Here is a 15580-nt window from a genome sequence, read left to right as displayed (position 1 = left end):
GTACCCGCGCCGACGCGCTAATCACAGTAAAAAATGCGTCGACGAGGCGTAGTGCAGCAAGGAGCTGACACAACCTCAACTGAATCTTCACGGATGAACACCGCAATGCACTGCCTAGAACGAACCTTCGATATCCAGCCCTTGGCGCAGGCGGATATGACCGTCCACATCAACGGCCAACCGGTCACTGCCGCCATCGGAGAAACCGTCCTCAGCGTTATTCAATCTCTCGGTGTGCGCCAGATTGCACGCAACGATCATGACCAGATCAGCGGCGCCTATTGCGGTATGGGCGTGTGCCAGTGCTGTCTGGTGAAAATCAACGGCCGCCACAAGCGTCGCGCCTGCCAGACCGTCGTGCGTGACGGCATGCAGATTGAAACCCAGGTCAACCGCGTCGCCGCGCAGGAGGTTGTATGAGCCTGCAACCGGTCATCGTCGGCGGTGGGCCGGCTGGGATGGCGGCGGCCATCGAACTGGCGCGCCACGGCGTACGTTGTACGCTGCTGGAAGAAGCCTCGCGACTCGGCGGCGTGGTCTATCGCGGGCCGTTGCGCGACGGCGTGCAGCTGGATTATCTGGGGCCGCGTTACTCCGAAGCATTGGGCAAACTGCACGGCGAATTCCAGGAGCAATCCGGGCTGATCGACGTGCACCTCAACCATCGCGTGGTCGGCGCCGAAGGCACCCGTGCGCTGGTGGTGCTGGACGGCGACGAGCAACTGCACGAGATCGAGTATCCGCAATTGCTGCTGGCTGCCGGTTGCCACGAACGCAGTGTGCCGTTTCCTGGCTGGACCTTGCCGGGGGTGATTCTGCTTGGCGGCCTGCAACTGCAAATCAAGAGTGGCGTGGTCAAACCGCAAGGGCCGGTGATCATTGCCGGCACCGGGCCGTTACTGCCGCTGGTGGCGACACAGCTTCATGCCTCAGGCGTCAAAGTCGCGGGCGTGTATGAGGCCTGCGCGTTCGGCAAGATCGCCCGCGAAAGCCTGGCGCTGCTGAATAAGCCGCAACTGTTCCTCGATGGCTTGAGCATGCTCGCCTACCTGAAACTGCACGGCATCGCGATGAACTACGGCTGGGGCGTGGTCGAAGCCCACGGTGAGGGCGAGCTGAAAAGCGTCAGCGTCGCGCCGTACTCGGCCACCTGGGAGCCGGACATGTCCCGTGTCGAGCGTTTTGAAGCGAAGACGCTGGCGGTCGGTTACGGCTTCATTCCGCGCACGCAACTCAGTCAGCAGATGGGCCTGGATCACGGCTTCAGCGATGACGGCTATCTGCGCGCCAATTCGAACATCTGGCAGCAAAGCAACGAGCCGCACGTGCATCTTGCCGGTGACATGGGCGGGATTCGCGGCGGTGAAGCGGCGATGCTCGCGGGCAAAATCGCGGCGACGTCGATCCTGCTGCAACGTGGTGTGCTCGAAGAGGAACTGGCGCAGGTACGCCGCGACCGGTATTTGGGCAAACTGAAAGCCATCGTGCGTTTCCGCGCGGCGGTGGATCGCTACACCGAACGTGGCGTCGGCCAGACTGCATTGCCGGCCGCCGACACGGTGATCTGCCGCTGCGAGCACGCGACCCGCGCCGATATCGACCGGGCGCTGGAGCAAGGCGTGCAAGACATCGCCAGCCTGAAAATGCGTACCCGCGTGAGCATGGGCGATTGCCAGGGGCGCATGTGCGTCGGCTATTGCAGCGACCGTTTGCGCCAGGCCACCGGGCGCAAGGATGTCGGTTGGCTGCGCCCGCGCTTCCCGATTGATCCGATTCCTTTTTCCGCGTTCCAGAATGTCGGCACGGAGGCCGCTTCCCATGAGTAAGTTCTACGACGTGATCATCGCCGGCGGCGGTGTGATCGGGGCGTCCTGCGCCTATCAATTATCCAAACGCAAAGACCTCAAGGTTGCACTGATCGACGCCAAACGTCCGGGCAACGCGACCCGCGCCTCAGCCGGTGGTTTGTGGGCGATCGGCGAGTCGGTAGGGCTTGGCTGCGGGGTGATTTTCTTTCGCATGATGTCGGCTAACCGCAAGCGCGAAACCCAAGGCGCGGCAGTGGCGGTGGACGCGAGCACACCGCACATTCTGCCGGAGTCGTTTTTCGATTTCGCCTTGCAATCCAACGCGCTGTACCCGGCGCTGCACCGTGAGTTGAAAGACAACCACGGCATGGATTTCAAGTTCGAAAAGACCGGGCTGAAATTCGTGATTTATGACGACGAGGATCGGCTCTACGCCGAGCACATCGTCGGCTGCATTCCGCATCTGGCCGATCAGGTGCGCTGGCTCGATCAAGCCGCGCTGCGCGAAACCGAACCGAGCGTCAGCCATGAAGCACGCGGGGCGCTGGAGTTTCTCTGCGATCACCAGGTCAGCCCGTTCCGCCTCGCCGATGCCTACATGGAAGGGGCGCGGCAGAATGGCGTCGACATCTTCGTCAACACCAACGTCACCGGCGTGTTGCACCACGGCACGCGTGTGACCGGCGTACAGACCACCGAGGAGGGCGTGTTCCACTGCAAGACGCTGATCAACGCCGGTGGTGCCTGGGCGGCGGATTTGAGCGAGTGGGCCACCGGCATTCGCATTCCGGTGAAGCCGGTGAAAGGCCAGATTCTGCTGACCGAGCGCATGCCGAAAATCCTCAACGGCTGCCTGACCACCAGCGATTGCTACGTGGCGCAAAAGGACAACGGTGAGATCCTGATCGGCAGCACCACCGAAGACAAGGGCTTCGACGTCACCACCACCTACCCGGAAATCGCCGGGCTGGTGCAGGGCGCGGTGCGTTGTCTGCCGGAGCTCAAAGACGTCAACCTGAAACGCACCTGGGCCGGGTTGCGTCCGGGCTCGCCGGATGAGTTGCCGATCCTCGGGCCGATGCGTGGGGTGGAGGGTTATCTGAATGCCTGCGGGCACTTCCGCACCGGGATTCTGACCTCGGCGATTACCGGCGTGTTGCTGGACAAACTGGTCAACGACGAGCCGTTGCCGCTGGACATCACGCCGTTTCTGGCGGATCGGTTTGAGACTGCCCCGGTCAAGCAGGAACTCGAACTGGAAATGGCCTGACCTGAGTCCACCACCATCCCCTGTGGGAGCGAGCCTGCTCGCGAAGGCAATCTGTCAGTTGTCGAAGTGTTGGCTGACACAGCAGTTTCGCGAGCAGGCTCGCTCCCACATTGGGATTTGAGTAAGACTCAGGCCTTGCGCGATTCCTCTTCCAACTGATCCGACTCAAACAACCGCGCCAGTTCCGCCCGGGCTTCCTGAGCGGTTTGCAGGACTTTGGCGGCGTCATCGTAGACCGCGTGTTGTGCCTCCAGCACCTGTTCGTCATGGTGTTTGAAGCGCTTGATTCGCGCATCGGCCTGCGCCTGGGTCAGGCCGAGGCCGACCAGCGTGCGTCGGCTCATTTCCAGACTGGAGTAATAGGTCTCACGAATCGCTTCAGCGCCGACATCCACCAAGCGGTGAACATGCTGACGGTTACGGGCCCGGGCGATGATTTTCATGTGCGGGTAAAGCTTGCGGACAATCTCGGCGGTCTTGATGTTGGTCTCCGGATCATCCGTGGCAATCACAAAATATTCCGCCTCGCCGACCTTGGCCGCATTGAGGATTTCCGGGCGCATCGGGTCGCCGTAGAACACCGGCACACCGCCGAAGCTGCGCGACAGTTCGATGGTTTCCACCGAGGTGTCCAGTGCCACGAACTTGATGTTCTGCGCGCGCAGAATACGCGCAACGATCTGGCCCATCCGCCCCATGCCGGCGATCACCACGCGCGGGGCGTCGGTGTCGATCTCGCGGAATTTCTCTGGTACTTCCACCGGTTGCACCTTGGGGCTGACCAGTCGCGCGCAGATCAACAGCAACAATGGCGTCACCGCCATCGAGAGAGTGATGGTCAGCACCAGCAAGTCGTACAAGCGCGGTTCGAACAGACCCTGATCGCGACCGATCTTGAACACCACAAAGGCAAACTCACCGCCCGCTGCCAACACGATGCCGAGGCGTATGGCGCTGATCTTGTTCAGCCCGCCAGCCAGACGCCCCACCAAAAACAACAGCGGCAGCTTCAAGCCAATCAACAGCAGCGTCAGCCCGAGCACGGTGATCGGCGCACTGAGCAACAGACCGAGATTGGCGCCCATGCCGACGCTGATGAAAAACAGCCCGAGCAGCAGGCCTTTGAACGGTTCGATCTGCGCTTCCAGTTCATGGCGATACTCTGAGTCCGCCAGCAGCAAACCGGCCAGAAACGCCCCCAGCGCCATTGACACACCGACCAGATCCATCAACCACGCCGTGCCGATCACCACCAGCAACGCCGTGGCGGTCGACACTTCCGGCAAGCCGGTTTTCGCCACCACGCGGAACACCGGACGCAACAGATAGCGCCCGCCGACCACCACCACGGCAATGCCGCCGAGTACCTGCAAACTGTGACGCACATCGTCAGCGGTGCTGGTGTGGTGATCGACACCCGCGAGCATCGGCACCAGCGCGATCAACGGGATCGCGGCGATGTCCTGGAACAGCAGAATCGCGAAGGCCAGACGTCCGTGGGGGCTGGTCAGTTCCTTGCGTTCGGCCAGGCTTTGCAGGCCGAATGCGGTGGACGACAGCGCCAGGCCGAGTCCCAGCACAATCGCACTGTTCAGCGGCTGCCCGAAGACCGACAACGCCAGCACGCCGATCACCGAGGCGGTCAACAGCACCTGTGCCAGGCCCACGCCAAACACCGATTTGCGCATCACCCACAACCGTCGCGGCGACAGCTCAAGGCCGATGATGAACAGCAGCAACACCACGCCCAACTCAGAGATATGCGCCACGCTCTGCGGATTGCCGATCAGGCCCAGCACCGACGGGCCGATGATGACCCCGGCAAACAGATAACCGAGCACAGCGCCCAGTTGCAGACGTTTGGCTAAGGGCACGGTGAGCACTGCGGCGAACAGAAACACGACAGCGGCTTGTAACAGATTGCCTTCATGGGGCATTGATTGACTCCTGACAGCGGTACGGCGGGGGTGACAAGGATAAGGGCGATCTTCATCGAGCCTGTAATAAATTGCATCAATTGGTTACATTTATAGCCTCAGCGAATCAATCTTTCGAGTCTCCGCCATGGCCATCAACTTCGACCTCAACGACCTGCAAGCCTTTCGCGCGGTGGTCGAGCAGGGCAGTTTCCGCAAGGCCGCCGACACCGTGCGCCTGTCGCAGCCAGCACTGAGCCGACGCATCGAGAAACTCGAAGACGCCCTCGGTGTGAAGCTGTTCGAACGCACCACGCGCAAGGTCAGCCTGACCCAGGCCGGACGGGGATTCATGCCGAGTGTCGAGCGCTTGCTGGATGATCTCGACGTGGCGTTGCTCGGTATCAGCGAAGTGGCTTCGACCCGCTTGGGTCACGTCACGGTCGCCTGCGTACCCTCGGCGGCGTATTACTTCATGCCGCGCGTGGTCGCCCATTACCACCGGCAATTCCCGCGGATCAAAGTCAAAGTGCTCGACTCCAGCGCTCACGATGTACTGAGCGCCGTGGTCAATGGCGAGGCGGATTTCGGTTTGAGTTTTTTGGGCACACAGGATGCCAAAGTCGACTTCGAGCCGCTTGTGCAGGAGTGCTACGTCGTCGCGTGCCGCCGTGATCATCCGTTGGCCGGGCGTAGCAGCGTGACGTGGGACGAGTTTTATCAGCAGGATTACATCTCGCTGGACAAAACCTCGGGCAATCGTTTTTTGCTTGATCAGGCGCTGAGCAGCGTGGTGCCGCAGCGCCAGAGCATCTGCGAAACCCGGCATGTGACGACGATGATTGGTCTGGTGGAGGCGGGGTTGGGTGTGGCAGCTGTGCCGCTGATGGCGCTGCCGGGGCCGGATCATCCGATCCTGACGCGCGTGCCGCTGACCGATCCGCAAGTGATGCGCAGTGTCGGCATCATCAAGCGCCGGGGTCGCACATTGACCCCGGCGGCATTGGAGCTGGAGCGGCTGGTGGTGGAAATGAAAGTCCAGCCGCCAACGATCAGCGCTTGACCGAATCCAACCCGGTAGCCTGCACGTCAGCCTGGGCGGCGGGTGCGGCGAGGTAGGCGAGCAACGCTTTGGCTTCGGCTGGATGCTGTGCGCCGACCGGAATCCCGGCAGCGAAGCGCGTCACTGACTGCACCGATTCCGGAATCTTCGAGACAAAACTCACCCCCGGCACCGGCAACAATTCGCTGACCTGTTGGAAGCCCAATTGATAATCACCGGTGGCGACCACCGAACCCACCGGGATTTTCGCGATCATCTTGGCCTTCGGCTTCAGTTGATCTTCGATCCCGAGTTTCTTGAACAACTGTTGCTCGATGTACACGCCGCTGGCGCTGTCGGAGTAGGCCACCGACTGCGCGTCGAGCAGGGTTTTCTTCAAGGCTTCGACGTTGCTGATGTCTGGCTTCGGTGTGCCTTCGCGCACCACCAGGCCGATCCGCGAATCGGCTAGCTCAACCCGCGAAGCCGGATCGACTTTGCCTTGCTTGATCAGCTCATCGAGGGCGTAGCCGACCATGATCACCACGTCTGCGTGTTCACCGCGTGCGAGACGATTGGGGATCGCCTCCGGTGCCTTGCCCATCGATGGGCCGAGCTGGGTGTCGAGCGTGTTGCCCGTCGCGGCGGCAAATTTCGGCCCGAGGATTTTATAGGCAGCAGTGAAGCCGCCCGAGGTCATCACCCGCACCTCTTCGGCGTGCGCCAAAGCGCTGAAAGCCAAAAGGGCGAGGGCGGTGAGGTTGAGTAGTTTTTTCATGTTGAAGGCTCCTTATGCCGCAACGGGTTGCAGACGGCCGCCCGCGCGGCGATAGAGGTACAGCGTGGCGAGCAACGCACACAGCGCACCGATGCTCATCCAGTAACCCGGCGCGGCTTTGTCGCCGGTGTACTGGATCAGGAAAGTCGACATTGCTGGCGTGAACCCGCCGAAAATCGCCGTGGCCAGGCTGTAGGCCAGGGAAAAACCGGCGACCCGGACTTCCACCGGCATGATCTCGGTGAGCGCCGGAATCATCGCGCCGTTGTACAGGCCGTAGATAAACGACAGCCACAGCAACGACAGCAACATGTGGCTGAAGCTCGGCGCCTGCACCAGGTAGGACAGCGCCGGGTAAGTCGTGGCCAGCGCCAGCAGCGACATGGCGATCAGCACCGGACGACGGCCGATGCGGTCGGACAACATGCCGCCAATCGGCAACCAGAAGAAGTTCGATACACCGACCAACAGGGTCACCAGCAACGCATCGGACGTGCTCAGGTGCAGCACGGTTTTGCCGAAGGTCGGCGCGTACACGGTGATCAGGTAGAACGCCGTGGTGGTCAGCGCGACCATCAACATCCCGCCGAGCACCACGCCCCAGTTTTGACCCAACGTGCGGAACACCTCTTTCATGCTCGGACGATGTTTGCGTGCGGCGAACTCTTCGGTTTCCGCCAGATTCCGGCGCAGGAAAAAAATGAACGGCACAATCATGCAACCGACGAAAAACGGAATGCGCCAGCCCCAATCGGCAACCACCTCTGGCGCCATCCACGCATTCAGCGCGTAGCCCAACGCGGCGGCAACGATGATCGCCACTTGTTGGCTGGCCGACTGCCAAGCAGTGAAAAAGCCTTTGCGACCGGGCGTGGCGATCTCGGAGAGGTAAACCGAAACGCCGCCCAGTTCTGCACCGGCCGAGAAGCCTTGCAGCAAGCGCCCGATCAACACCAACGCCGGGGCGAACAAACCAATGATTTCGTATCCGGGCACCAGCACGATCAATATCGTGCCGCTGGCCATGATCGACAGGGTGACGATCAAACCCTTGCGTCGACCGACGTCATCGATGTACGCACCCAGCACGATGGCCCCCAGCGGACGCATCAAAAAGCCTGCGCCGAACACTGCAAAAGTCATCATCAGGGAGGCGAATTCACTGCTCGCCGGAAAGAACACCGCCGCGATCTGCGTGGCGTAGAAACCGAACAGAAAGAAGTCGAACTGTTCGAGGAAGTTGCCCGAGGTCACCCGGAAAATGGCGCCGGCCCGCGAGCCGCCGTGTGGGATTGAGGCTGTCATAGAAAAGTACTCCACCGCTTTTATGACGTGCGCTACGGGAGGGCGGCGCACGGTTTTTATTGAGGCGGATGGTGGCGCAGGTGTAACAATATGTTAATTGCATTGTTGGCATGGATTGATGTGCAAAGCGGATCAATCCCTTCAGGCAATTGATAAACCTGTGGGAGCCAGCCTGCTGGCGATCGCGGTTTATCAGTCAATGAAGATGTTGAATGTGCCGACGCCATCGCTGGCAAGCCAGCTCCCACAGTTTCTGCGGTGGTGCTCAATGTTTCTGCAACAACACAAACCCTGTGGGAGCTGGCTTGCCAGCGATGGCGGCATTTGTGACGACTACAATCTCCCAGCCAGTTCAGTCGAAAAACAAGGAATGTTTCCAGATCTCAGTAGTCGGAGTTCAGGTATCAGCCATCTCAAGAGGTTCACCGATGAACAGCAAAACCCTAATCGCCAGCCTGGCCCTCGTCGCCGGCATTGCCGGGATCAGCCCACTTGTTCAAGCGGCGCAAACCTCAAGCGAACCCGCCGTGCAATCCCCAGTCAGCGACCGTGAATTGAAGGTCAATGACCGTGCTCCCGACGTTTATCAGCGCAGCGAGAAAGCGTTGAAAAACTGGAAGCAGAAAGGCTTGAAAGCACCGGTCGAACAGGCGCAGTGGGTGCAAATCAACGACAAGTACGTGATGGTGATGATCACCAACGGGACGATTGTCGAGATGCAACCGGTCGAGCGTTAACTATCAGTTTTATCAATACCGGTTTGTTCAAAACTCAAGCGGTCAGCCTGTGTGGTCAGGCTGACCCTCATTCGATTACTCATATCTTATTGCTTATATAACGTCACAGCGAATTTTTAAGCCTCCTAGTTGGTAGGTGGCTTGAGTGTTTCGATACAGCTCATAATTGATTGAGTTCTGTCGCCCGCTAGTTGTTTCGCCAAAATACGCATCAACAATGCGTTCAGGATCTTTGAGTTGCTCGTCCTTTAATGTGTACTCTTCTTTGATGTTTAGATTGTGGCTGAGTGAGATTTTTCCGTTCTTCAGAAGATTTCGGAACAGATTCCATTCGTAAAAACACACGCCTTCATGAACGTGGAAATTCAGGAATGGTAAGTTGTGCAGCAATATGAAGTGGCTGTTGTCTTCGGTGGCGGCTGCGAGTCCCAGTCCCTTTAGCTTGTCTTTTATACCGGGTTCTCCTAGGTTGTTCTTGAGGGTGAGTAATTGTAAAACGTACCCTGCTTTGAAATCGGACTTCTGCAATATTTCATATTGTTCGCTCAAAAATGTAGGTTGCGCACTCAGGCGGTATTTGGCCTGGATGAAATAGAAGATCTTATGAGTCGTGTCCTCCAGAACCAGGTCAATGTCATAACCTTTGATTTTTGCTTTGTTTCCGGACTTGAAGCCTTTGTATACCTTGTATCTTTGTTCGTCGATATCTCGAATGTATTCGATCATGTGCTCTTGTTCGAAATTCTTGCCGAACAGGCTTTTCACGTCGTGCGTATTTTCAGGGTCTTTCGTGTCACCCAGTAGAAACCCGACCAGTTTTTTCAAGCCATACTTGAAATTCAGTGCGCCACGAATATATTCGCTACCTCGAACCGCAATAAAGCTCTGTGCCGAGTCAACCTTCGGCAATGTCTCGGTGGACAATGCACTGGTCATATAGCTCAGCGATGCGGGGTTGACATAAGCCGAGAACGCCGCGCAATGAGTAGTTCGATGGCCTTGAAGTACGCGCATCTCCAGAAATGCAGCAATGAACACGATGTCCCTGAGATACAGGTACCTGCTGTTTTTCTCAAGCACTGGAGATATGAAGCCAACGTGGATGGAAAGACATTTATCAAGAATATAGTTAGTCAGGTTTTCCTTTTCTTCGAAAGAAAGCGATCTGCCTTGGATAACTGAACTGCCAATGTTTTGCAAATAGAATCGATCGCTCATGTTGGAGTGAAATTCCGAAGTCTCGGCGAGCCATCGTTGTCGAAGACCAGGCAGCAAAGCCGGGGTGGGCTCAATTAGCAGTTCGCCGCGCTTGTATTTTGCTCGCATAAGGCCCTGGTCAAGCAAAAAATATGTTTCACTCAGATAATAAGTCGTCCAGAGTTTCTGGTGGCGTAAAGTTGCGTAAAAGAAAGATTCATCAAGATCGAGATTCTCGGTCACACGATTGCATGTGTACTCGAGCTTGGTGAATAGAGTGTTTGTCAGGTAGAAAGACAGTGATTCCTGGGCTGCCGGGGTCGTGTTGAAGAAGTAACCTGCAGGTATTTCTACGTTGAAGTATTGCTTGAGTGTGGTCATGTAGAGTTCGAAGTTGTTACTGCCGATTAATTCCGGGTTGGGTTGAAGTTGAGATTTACATGAGTCCTTTATCGCGCGCAGATTTTTAGAAAGTTCGGAGCCTATCAACGACTTCAGTTGCTTGCTCGTCAGGAATATTCGCAACAAACGGGAACGATGCAAAAATCGGGTATGCCATTTGGGTGCTGGGCAGGTTTTATCCAGGTACTCGATGTTTCTCAGGGGGTTCTGAAGAAAGTGTATTAGGCTTGGATCGACTTGCTTGAAAAGCATTGTGTGAATCCTCGTCACGAGTGTATTGGCTGCACCGTTATACGAAAATTCAATGCAGAGTTCCATAAACACGCGTTGATTCAATGCGAAGGAGATTTCGATCCTCCTGACACATTTTTTGCATGCATCCTTACTGAACCATTACTCCACCCGGCTTGGGGTTAGCGTCTGCCCACCCCCCAACCGATACTGATTATTCCCACTGCGCTTGGCCTCATACATTGCCAGATCGGCGATGTGCAAAAGCCTGTCCATGGTCGACGCATGATCGGGAAACACCGCGACGCCCAGACTGGTTCCGATGTGGCGCTGGTCGTTGCCGATGCTGATCGGTGGGGACAGTTCGATGAAGATTTTCTGACAGATACTGCGGGCTTCATCCTGCAGGTCAAGGCCCAGCGTCAGTCCTTGTAGTACCACCACGAATTCGTCGCCGCCGATACGCGCGACGGTGTCGGTCGCGCGCAGGATGCGTTGCAGGCGTGTGGCGGTGGTGATCAATACGCGGTCGCCAGCGGCGTGACCGTAGCGGTCGTTGATGTTTTTGAACCCGTTGAGATCGACAAACACCAGCGCCACCCGAGTGCTGCTCTGGCGCGCCTGATCCAGCGCTTCCGACAGCCGCTCCTCCAGCACCAGACGATTGGGCAGGCCGGTCAACGGATCGAAATGGGCTAGATGCTGGAGGTAACTGGCGGAGGCTTTTTCTTCAGTGATGTCGCGCACTACGCCCATCATTTTGATCACTGCGTCGTGGTCGTTTTTCACCACATTGCCGGTTTCCCTCAGCCAGCGAATCGTGCCGTCGCGCCAGACCACGCGGTACTCCTCGTCGTGATTTTCCCCGGTTTCCAGGCAGCGCAATTCACCGGCGCGAACCCTGACGCGGTCGTCCGGGTGTACGCAGGAACAGAACAATGCATAGGACGGAGTGATTTCGCCGATCTTGAAGCCAAACATGCCGTAGATCGCGTCCGACCAATACAACCGATCGGTGTCGACCTCCCAGTCCCAGGTGCCGATGCGCGCAAAATACTGGCTGCGCTTGAAGCGCTCGACGTCGCCGTCCTGATGAATGTTCTGGCCATCGGCGGCGCGGGTCAGCAGCTCACGGTACTCGTCGAGCTGCTTGCACAAACCGCGCTCGCGCCAGATTAGCAGGACGATGACGGCAAGCATCACCGTGCCGATTGCAAGACTTATCCAGAGTTGGGTCATTCGGGAGCTGCCGGCATGGCGAAGCGATCCGTGAAGTAGTGGCGGTTGGCTATCTTAATAGTTCTGACACGGGTTCGGATACAGCGCCTATCTTCGTAAATGGGTTGCGAACTACCGGCAATTCTGGGAAAACGGCGGCCGGCCGAACATATAGAGTGAATGTCATGAATGATGAACTGCAGGTAATCGATCTTGAGGTGGGCGAGGGCAAAGCCGTCGTCAAAGGCGCGCTGATCACCACCCACTACACCGGCTGGCTGGAAGACGCCACCGAGTTCGATTCTTCCCACAGCCGTGGCAAACCGTTTCAGTGCGTGATCGGTACCGGGCGGGTGATCAAGGGCTGGGATCAGGGACTGATGGGCATGCAGGTCGGTGGCAAACGCAAATTGTTGGTGCCGGCGCATTTGGGATATGGCGAGCGGTCCATGGGCAAGATCCCGCCGCATTCGAATCTTGTGTTTGAGATTGAGTTGTTGGAAGTGCTGACACGGGAGGATTGAGGTGGGCGGGGACCGTTTTGGCCGTGAGAGGGGCGAAGCCCCTCATCATTTGGTTGAGCGTGCTGGCGGCGGGTCAGCGTTCTTTCAGGCCCATTGCAGCGGTTGGCCCATCGGGAAGCAGATGTCTACCTCCAGCTTTGCTGCGGCTGACAGATTGACCAGCGCATCCAAAGAGAACTTGTCGATTTTGCCATTGAGTACGTCGTTGAGTCGCGGCTGAGTAATGTCCAAGCGTTGAGCAGCTTCTTTTTGAGGCAGCTCCCACGCTCGAATGGTCTCGCAAAGCGTGCGCATAAGCTTGGCCCGCAGGCGCATATTGGCGGCATCTTGCGGCGTGTCTTCCAGTGCATCCCAGACATTTGAATAGCGCTGGAAGCGCGGATGATGTTCCTTCATGACTTAAGCCTTCCTGGAGTTTGGCTTTCAGATATTCGTCAGCAGAAAGGAAGCCTTCGCGAGCAGGCTCGCTCCTACAGTTGATTGCGGTTGAGTACACCGCAGATCAATGTGGGAGCGAGCTTGCTCGCGAAGAACGATCACGCGGTCAATCAGGCCGCGTGCGCCATCTCGGCCAGTGTGTCGGCCACGGTTCTTTGCAGTGATGGGAAGCGGCGTGTCACACGGTGCAGTGCGGGCAGCACGGCGTCGACTTCCAGCTCATCGAGTTGGGCGAGGGCGGTGACGGCGGAGGCGACGATGGTTTCTCGTTCGCTTTCGAAGAGCACCAGGCAGGCGTTCTGCGCCCAACGTCTGTCCCGTTCGTTGAAGCCCATGGCAATCAATGCCGCGACGACCTGTGCATCTGTTTTATGGGTCATGGTCATTGCCTCGGGTCGAGTTTGTCGAGGGCGCGGTTGACCGCGAGTTCGCCGAGCATGACGACTTGCTGGATACCGAGAACGGTGTTGCGGTAGGGCGAGTCGAGCAGGGCGGCGAAGTCGCTGAGCATGACGCTGGCCGAAGCCATGGATTCGCAGGCGTGGGCCATGAGGTCTTCGGTGCCTGTGTTCGGGTCAACGAGGAACATGGTGCTGGGTTTGCGTGGTGGTGAAGGCGGTGTGGGTTTCAGATAGTGATCGAGGGCGCGTTCGGCGGCTTCGTGGAGTTTTCTGGAGCCCGGGGTGGAATAGGGGGACGTTGGATTCGGATCGATTTCCGCGCCTGTTTCAGGCGGATTTGGCGTTATTTTGAACATGTGCTGGGAAACCTCAATGAGGCTGACACCGTTTTGCGACTAAACATTAGGTGGCAGCTATACGCAGGTTAGTCGACCGGCATCCCAAGCTTTACCGGCGCGCTCGAAAGCGCCCTGCGCACAGCCGCCATTGAGTGCAGGCATGGAAATACCCGACTGAATAACAGCTTGCGAACTTGAGATAACACCGAGCGACTAAACCCGATCACTGACCCTTCAGTGACGCGAACCAAGTTACCGGCGACCCCCAAGCCGCACAAGCCGGCGGATTCTGGCGTAGTTGTAGGCAAAGGCGCAAGGCGCTGTAGCCTCATGGCTGATGCCAAAATGATGCTGCGTTTTACCGGGCCTCTTCGCGAGCAGGCTCGCGATGGGGCCTTCAAAATTCACTCAAGAACTGACCTTCACCCCACGCCCAAACCGCTCCCGATACACCGACGGCGGCACCCCGACCACGCCACGAAACGCCACCCGGAAACTCTCCACCGACCGATAACCACAGCGTTCGGCAATCTGTTCGGTGTGCTGATCCGTGCTTTCCAGCAACTCTCGCGCCCGGGCCAGGCGTTCATGCTGCAACCACGCCTTGGGCGACTGACCGCTGGCCTCGCTGAACCGTCGTAAAAAAGTGCGCTGACTCATCGCCGCTTCACTGGCCAGATCGCGCACCTCCAGTGGTTCATGCAAGCGCTCGCGCGCCCACTGCATCACCCGCGACAGGTCATTGCGCGGCGTCGCGCTCACCGGTGTCGGAATGAATTGCGCCTGACCGCCGGTACGCTGCGGCGACATCACCAGTCGTCGCGCCACCGAATTGGCCACTTGCGTGCCGAAGTCCCGCGCCACCAGATGCAGGCAGGCGTCAATGCCGGCCGCGCTGCCGGCCGAGGTGATCAACTGGCCCGAATCGACATAAAGCACATCGGGATCAACCGCAATCGCCGGAAAGCGTTGCGCCAGTTCAGTGGTGTAACGCCAATGAGTGGTGGCGCCGTGGCCGTCGAGCAGGCCGGTGGCTGCCAGCACAAATACCCCCGAGCAGATCGACAACAGTCGCGCTCCCCGGGCATGGGCCTGGCGCAGTGCGTCGATCAATTCGGGAGGCACCGCAGCATTACGGTCGCGCCAGCCGGGAATGATGATGGTGCGGGCCTCGGCCAGCAGTTCCAAACCGCCATCGGCCAATACCTGAATCCCGCCCATGGCGCGCATCGGCCCTTGATCGACCGCAGCAATCGCATGCTCGTACCAAGGAAAATCGAACTCCGGCCTGGCCAGACCGAAGATCTCCACGGCAATGCCGAACTCGAAAGTACAGAGACCGTCGTAGGCCAGAATCGCGACCAGATTGGGTGATAAGGGCATTTGGCGGAAAATTCCCGGTCAGTGTCTTGTACGCCACTGTAGCGGCAAGCGGCGGCTCGATAAAGTCTGTCCACACCCGTTCAGATTTAGGAGCAACACCCCATGACCAGTCTGGTTCGCGAAATTCCTGCCGCCCCGTCGGCGATTGCCCTGATGCATTTCAGCAACCGTCTGACCTTCGAAACCGATTGTTCCGACGTATTCAGCAGCCAAGAGGCCGGTGAGGTCGACTTTGTGCTGGTCGATGTGCGCGGGCCACTGGCATTCGAACGTGGACATGTTCCGGGCGCGATCAATATGCCGGGGCGTTTGCTGACGGCTGAAGCACTGGCGAGTTATCCGAAAACCACGTTGTTCGTGGTCTATTGCGCCGGCCCACATTGCAACGGTGCCAACAAGGCCGCGGTGAAACTGGCAGCACTGGGTTACCCGGTCAAGGAGATGATCGGCGGCGTGACCGGATGGCTGGACGAAGGGTTTGAATTAAGCGTGGAGCAAGCTGCCAAGGCACCCATCGGCTGCAACTGCTAAAACCCAAACCCTGTGTAGGAGCTGCCGGAGGCTGCGATCTTTTGATCTTGCACTTAAAGTC

At 58.3% G+C, this 15580-nt stretch carries 16 protein-coding genes; 7 read left to right on the top strand and 9 right to left on the bottom strand.

The window, feature by feature from the left end; genetic code table 11:
* Positions 1-105: 105 nt before the first annotated feature.
* Genes IAI51_RS10375 through hcnC form a run of 3 tightly spaced genes read left to right on the top strand, consistent with a single transcriptional unit; the run spans position 106 to position 3078 of the window.
* A complete protein-coding gene (locus IAI51_RS10375; protein WP_095190222.1) occupies positions 106-420 on the top strand; it encodes a (2Fe-2S)-binding protein in 315 nt (104 codons plus the stop codon).
* The gene (hcnB, locus tag IAI51_RS10370) at positions 417-1826 is read left to right on the top strand and encodes a cyanide-forming glycine dehydrogenase subunit HcnB (protein ID WP_187678395.1); all 1410 of its coding nucleotides are present in this window, start codon (positions 417-419) and stop codon (positions 1824-1826) included. Before IAI51_RS10375 ends, hcnB begins: the two co-directional genes overlap by 4 nt.
* A complete protein-coding gene (gene hcnC / locus IAI51_RS10365) occupies positions 1819-3078 on the top strand; it encodes a cyanide-forming glycine dehydrogenase subunit HcnC (protein ID WP_187678394.1) in 1260 nt (419 codons plus the stop codon). The genes hcnB and hcnC overlap by 8 nt, the downstream gene beginning before the upstream one ends.
* 128 nt (positions 3079-3206) lie before the next feature.
* Here the strand turns inward: hcnC and IAI51_RS10360 are convergent, their stop codons facing one another.
* Entirely contained in the window at positions 3207-5015 is a 1809-nt protein-coding gene (locus tag IAI51_RS10360) for a monovalent cation:proton antiporter-2 (CPA2) family protein (protein WP_187678393.1), read from the bottom strand.
* A gap of 127 nt (positions 5016-5142) precedes the next feature.
* On the opposite strand from IAI51_RS10360, the gene IAI51_RS10355 reads away from it, so the two are divergent.
* Entirely contained in the window at positions 5143-6057 is a 915-nt protein-coding gene (locus IAI51_RS10355; protein WP_187678392.1) for a LysR family transcriptional regulator, read from the top strand.
* Here IAI51_RS10355 and IAI51_RS10350 read toward each other — a convergent pair.
* Positions 6047-6814 (bottom strand): substrate-binding domain-containing protein, encoded by a 768-nt coding sequence (locus IAI51_RS10350; RefSeq protein WP_187678391.1) that lies wholly within the window; start codon positions 6812-6814, stop codon positions 6047-6049. The genes IAI51_RS10355 and IAI51_RS10350 overlap by 11 nt on opposite strands.
* 12 nt (positions 6815-6826) lie before the next feature.
* Complete coding sequence (locus tag IAI51_RS10345; RefSeq protein ID WP_187678390.1) at positions 6827-8119, bottom strand: MFS transporter; 1293 nt, start codon at positions 8117-8119, stop codon at positions 6827-6829.
* 428 nt (positions 8120-8547) lie between these two features.
* Here IAI51_RS10345 and IAI51_RS10340 point away from each other — a divergent pair, with 428 nt between their 5' ends.
* Complete coding sequence (locus IAI51_RS10340; protein WP_187678389.1) at positions 8548-8856, top strand: RcnB family protein; 309 nt, start codon at positions 8548-8550, stop codon at positions 8854-8856.
* Positions 8857-8949: 93 nt separating this feature from the next.
* Here IAI51_RS10340 and IAI51_RS10335 read toward each other — a convergent pair whose 3' ends face one another.
* Positions 8950-10707 (bottom strand): hypothetical protein, encoded by a 1758-nt coding sequence (locus IAI51_RS10335; protein ID WP_187678388.1) that lies wholly within the window; start codon positions 10705-10707, stop codon positions 8950-8952.
* Between the two features lie 141 nt (positions 10708-10848).
* Complete coding sequence (locus tag IAI51_RS10330; protein ID WP_187678387.1) at positions 10849-11925, bottom strand: sensor domain-containing diguanylate cyclase; 1077 nt, start codon at positions 11923-11925, stop codon at positions 10849-10851.
* A gap of 164 nt (positions 11926-12089) precedes the next feature.
* On the opposite strand from IAI51_RS10330, the gene IAI51_RS10325 reads away from it, so the two are divergent.
* The gene (locus IAI51_RS10325) at positions 12090-12428 is read left to right on the top strand and encodes an FKBP-type peptidyl-prolyl cis-trans isomerase (RefSeq protein WP_187678386.1); all 339 of its coding nucleotides are present in this window, start codon (positions 12090-12092) and stop codon (positions 12426-12428) included.
* Positions 12429-12512: 84 nt separating this feature from the next.
* On the opposite strand, the gene IAI51_RS10320 is transcribed toward IAI51_RS10325, so the two are convergent.
* The 4 genes from IAI51_RS10320 to ftrA form a co-directional block, all read right to left on the bottom strand.
* Complete coding sequence (locus IAI51_RS10320) at positions 12513-12824, bottom strand: helix-turn-helix domain-containing protein (RefSeq protein WP_187678385.1); 312 nt, start codon at positions 12822-12824, stop codon at positions 12513-12515.
* 152 nt (positions 12825-12976) lie between these two features.
* A complete protein-coding gene (locus IAI51_RS10315) occupies positions 12977-13246 on the bottom strand; it encodes a hypothetical protein (RefSeq protein ID WP_187678384.1) in 270 nt (89 codons plus the stop codon).
* Between the two features lie 2 nt (positions 13247-13248).
* Positions 13249-13623, bottom strand: a complete 375-nt coding sequence (locus IAI51_RS10310; RefSeq protein ID WP_187678383.1) for a DUF6124 family protein — start codon at positions 13621-13623, stop codon at positions 13249-13251.
* A gap of 390 nt (positions 13624-14013) precedes the next feature.
* Positions 14014-14988 (bottom strand): transcriptional regulator FtrA, encoded by a 975-nt coding sequence (gene ftrA, locus IAI51_RS10305; RefSeq protein ID WP_187678382.1) that lies wholly within the window; start codon positions 14986-14988, stop codon positions 14014-14016.
* A 102-nt stretch (positions 14989-15090) separates the two neighbouring features.
* Here ftrA and IAI51_RS10300 point away from each other — a divergent pair, with 102 nt between their 5' ends.
* Positions 15091-15519 (top strand): rhodanese-like domain-containing protein, encoded by a 429-nt coding sequence (locus IAI51_RS10300; RefSeq protein ID WP_187678381.1) that lies wholly within the window; start codon positions 15091-15093, stop codon positions 15517-15519.
* The last annotated feature ends 61 nt before the right edge of the window (positions 15520-15580 follow it).

Origin of the sequence: Pseudomonas sp. N40(2020) (assembly GCF_014472415.1) — a bacterium.
Taxonomy (GTDB): domain Bacteria; phylum Pseudomonadota; class Gammaproteobacteria; order Pseudomonadales; family Pseudomonadaceae; genus Aquipseudomonas.
The sequence above is the reverse complement of the archived record's forward strand: the minus strand, read 5'-3'. Positions and strand labels throughout refer to the sequence as shown.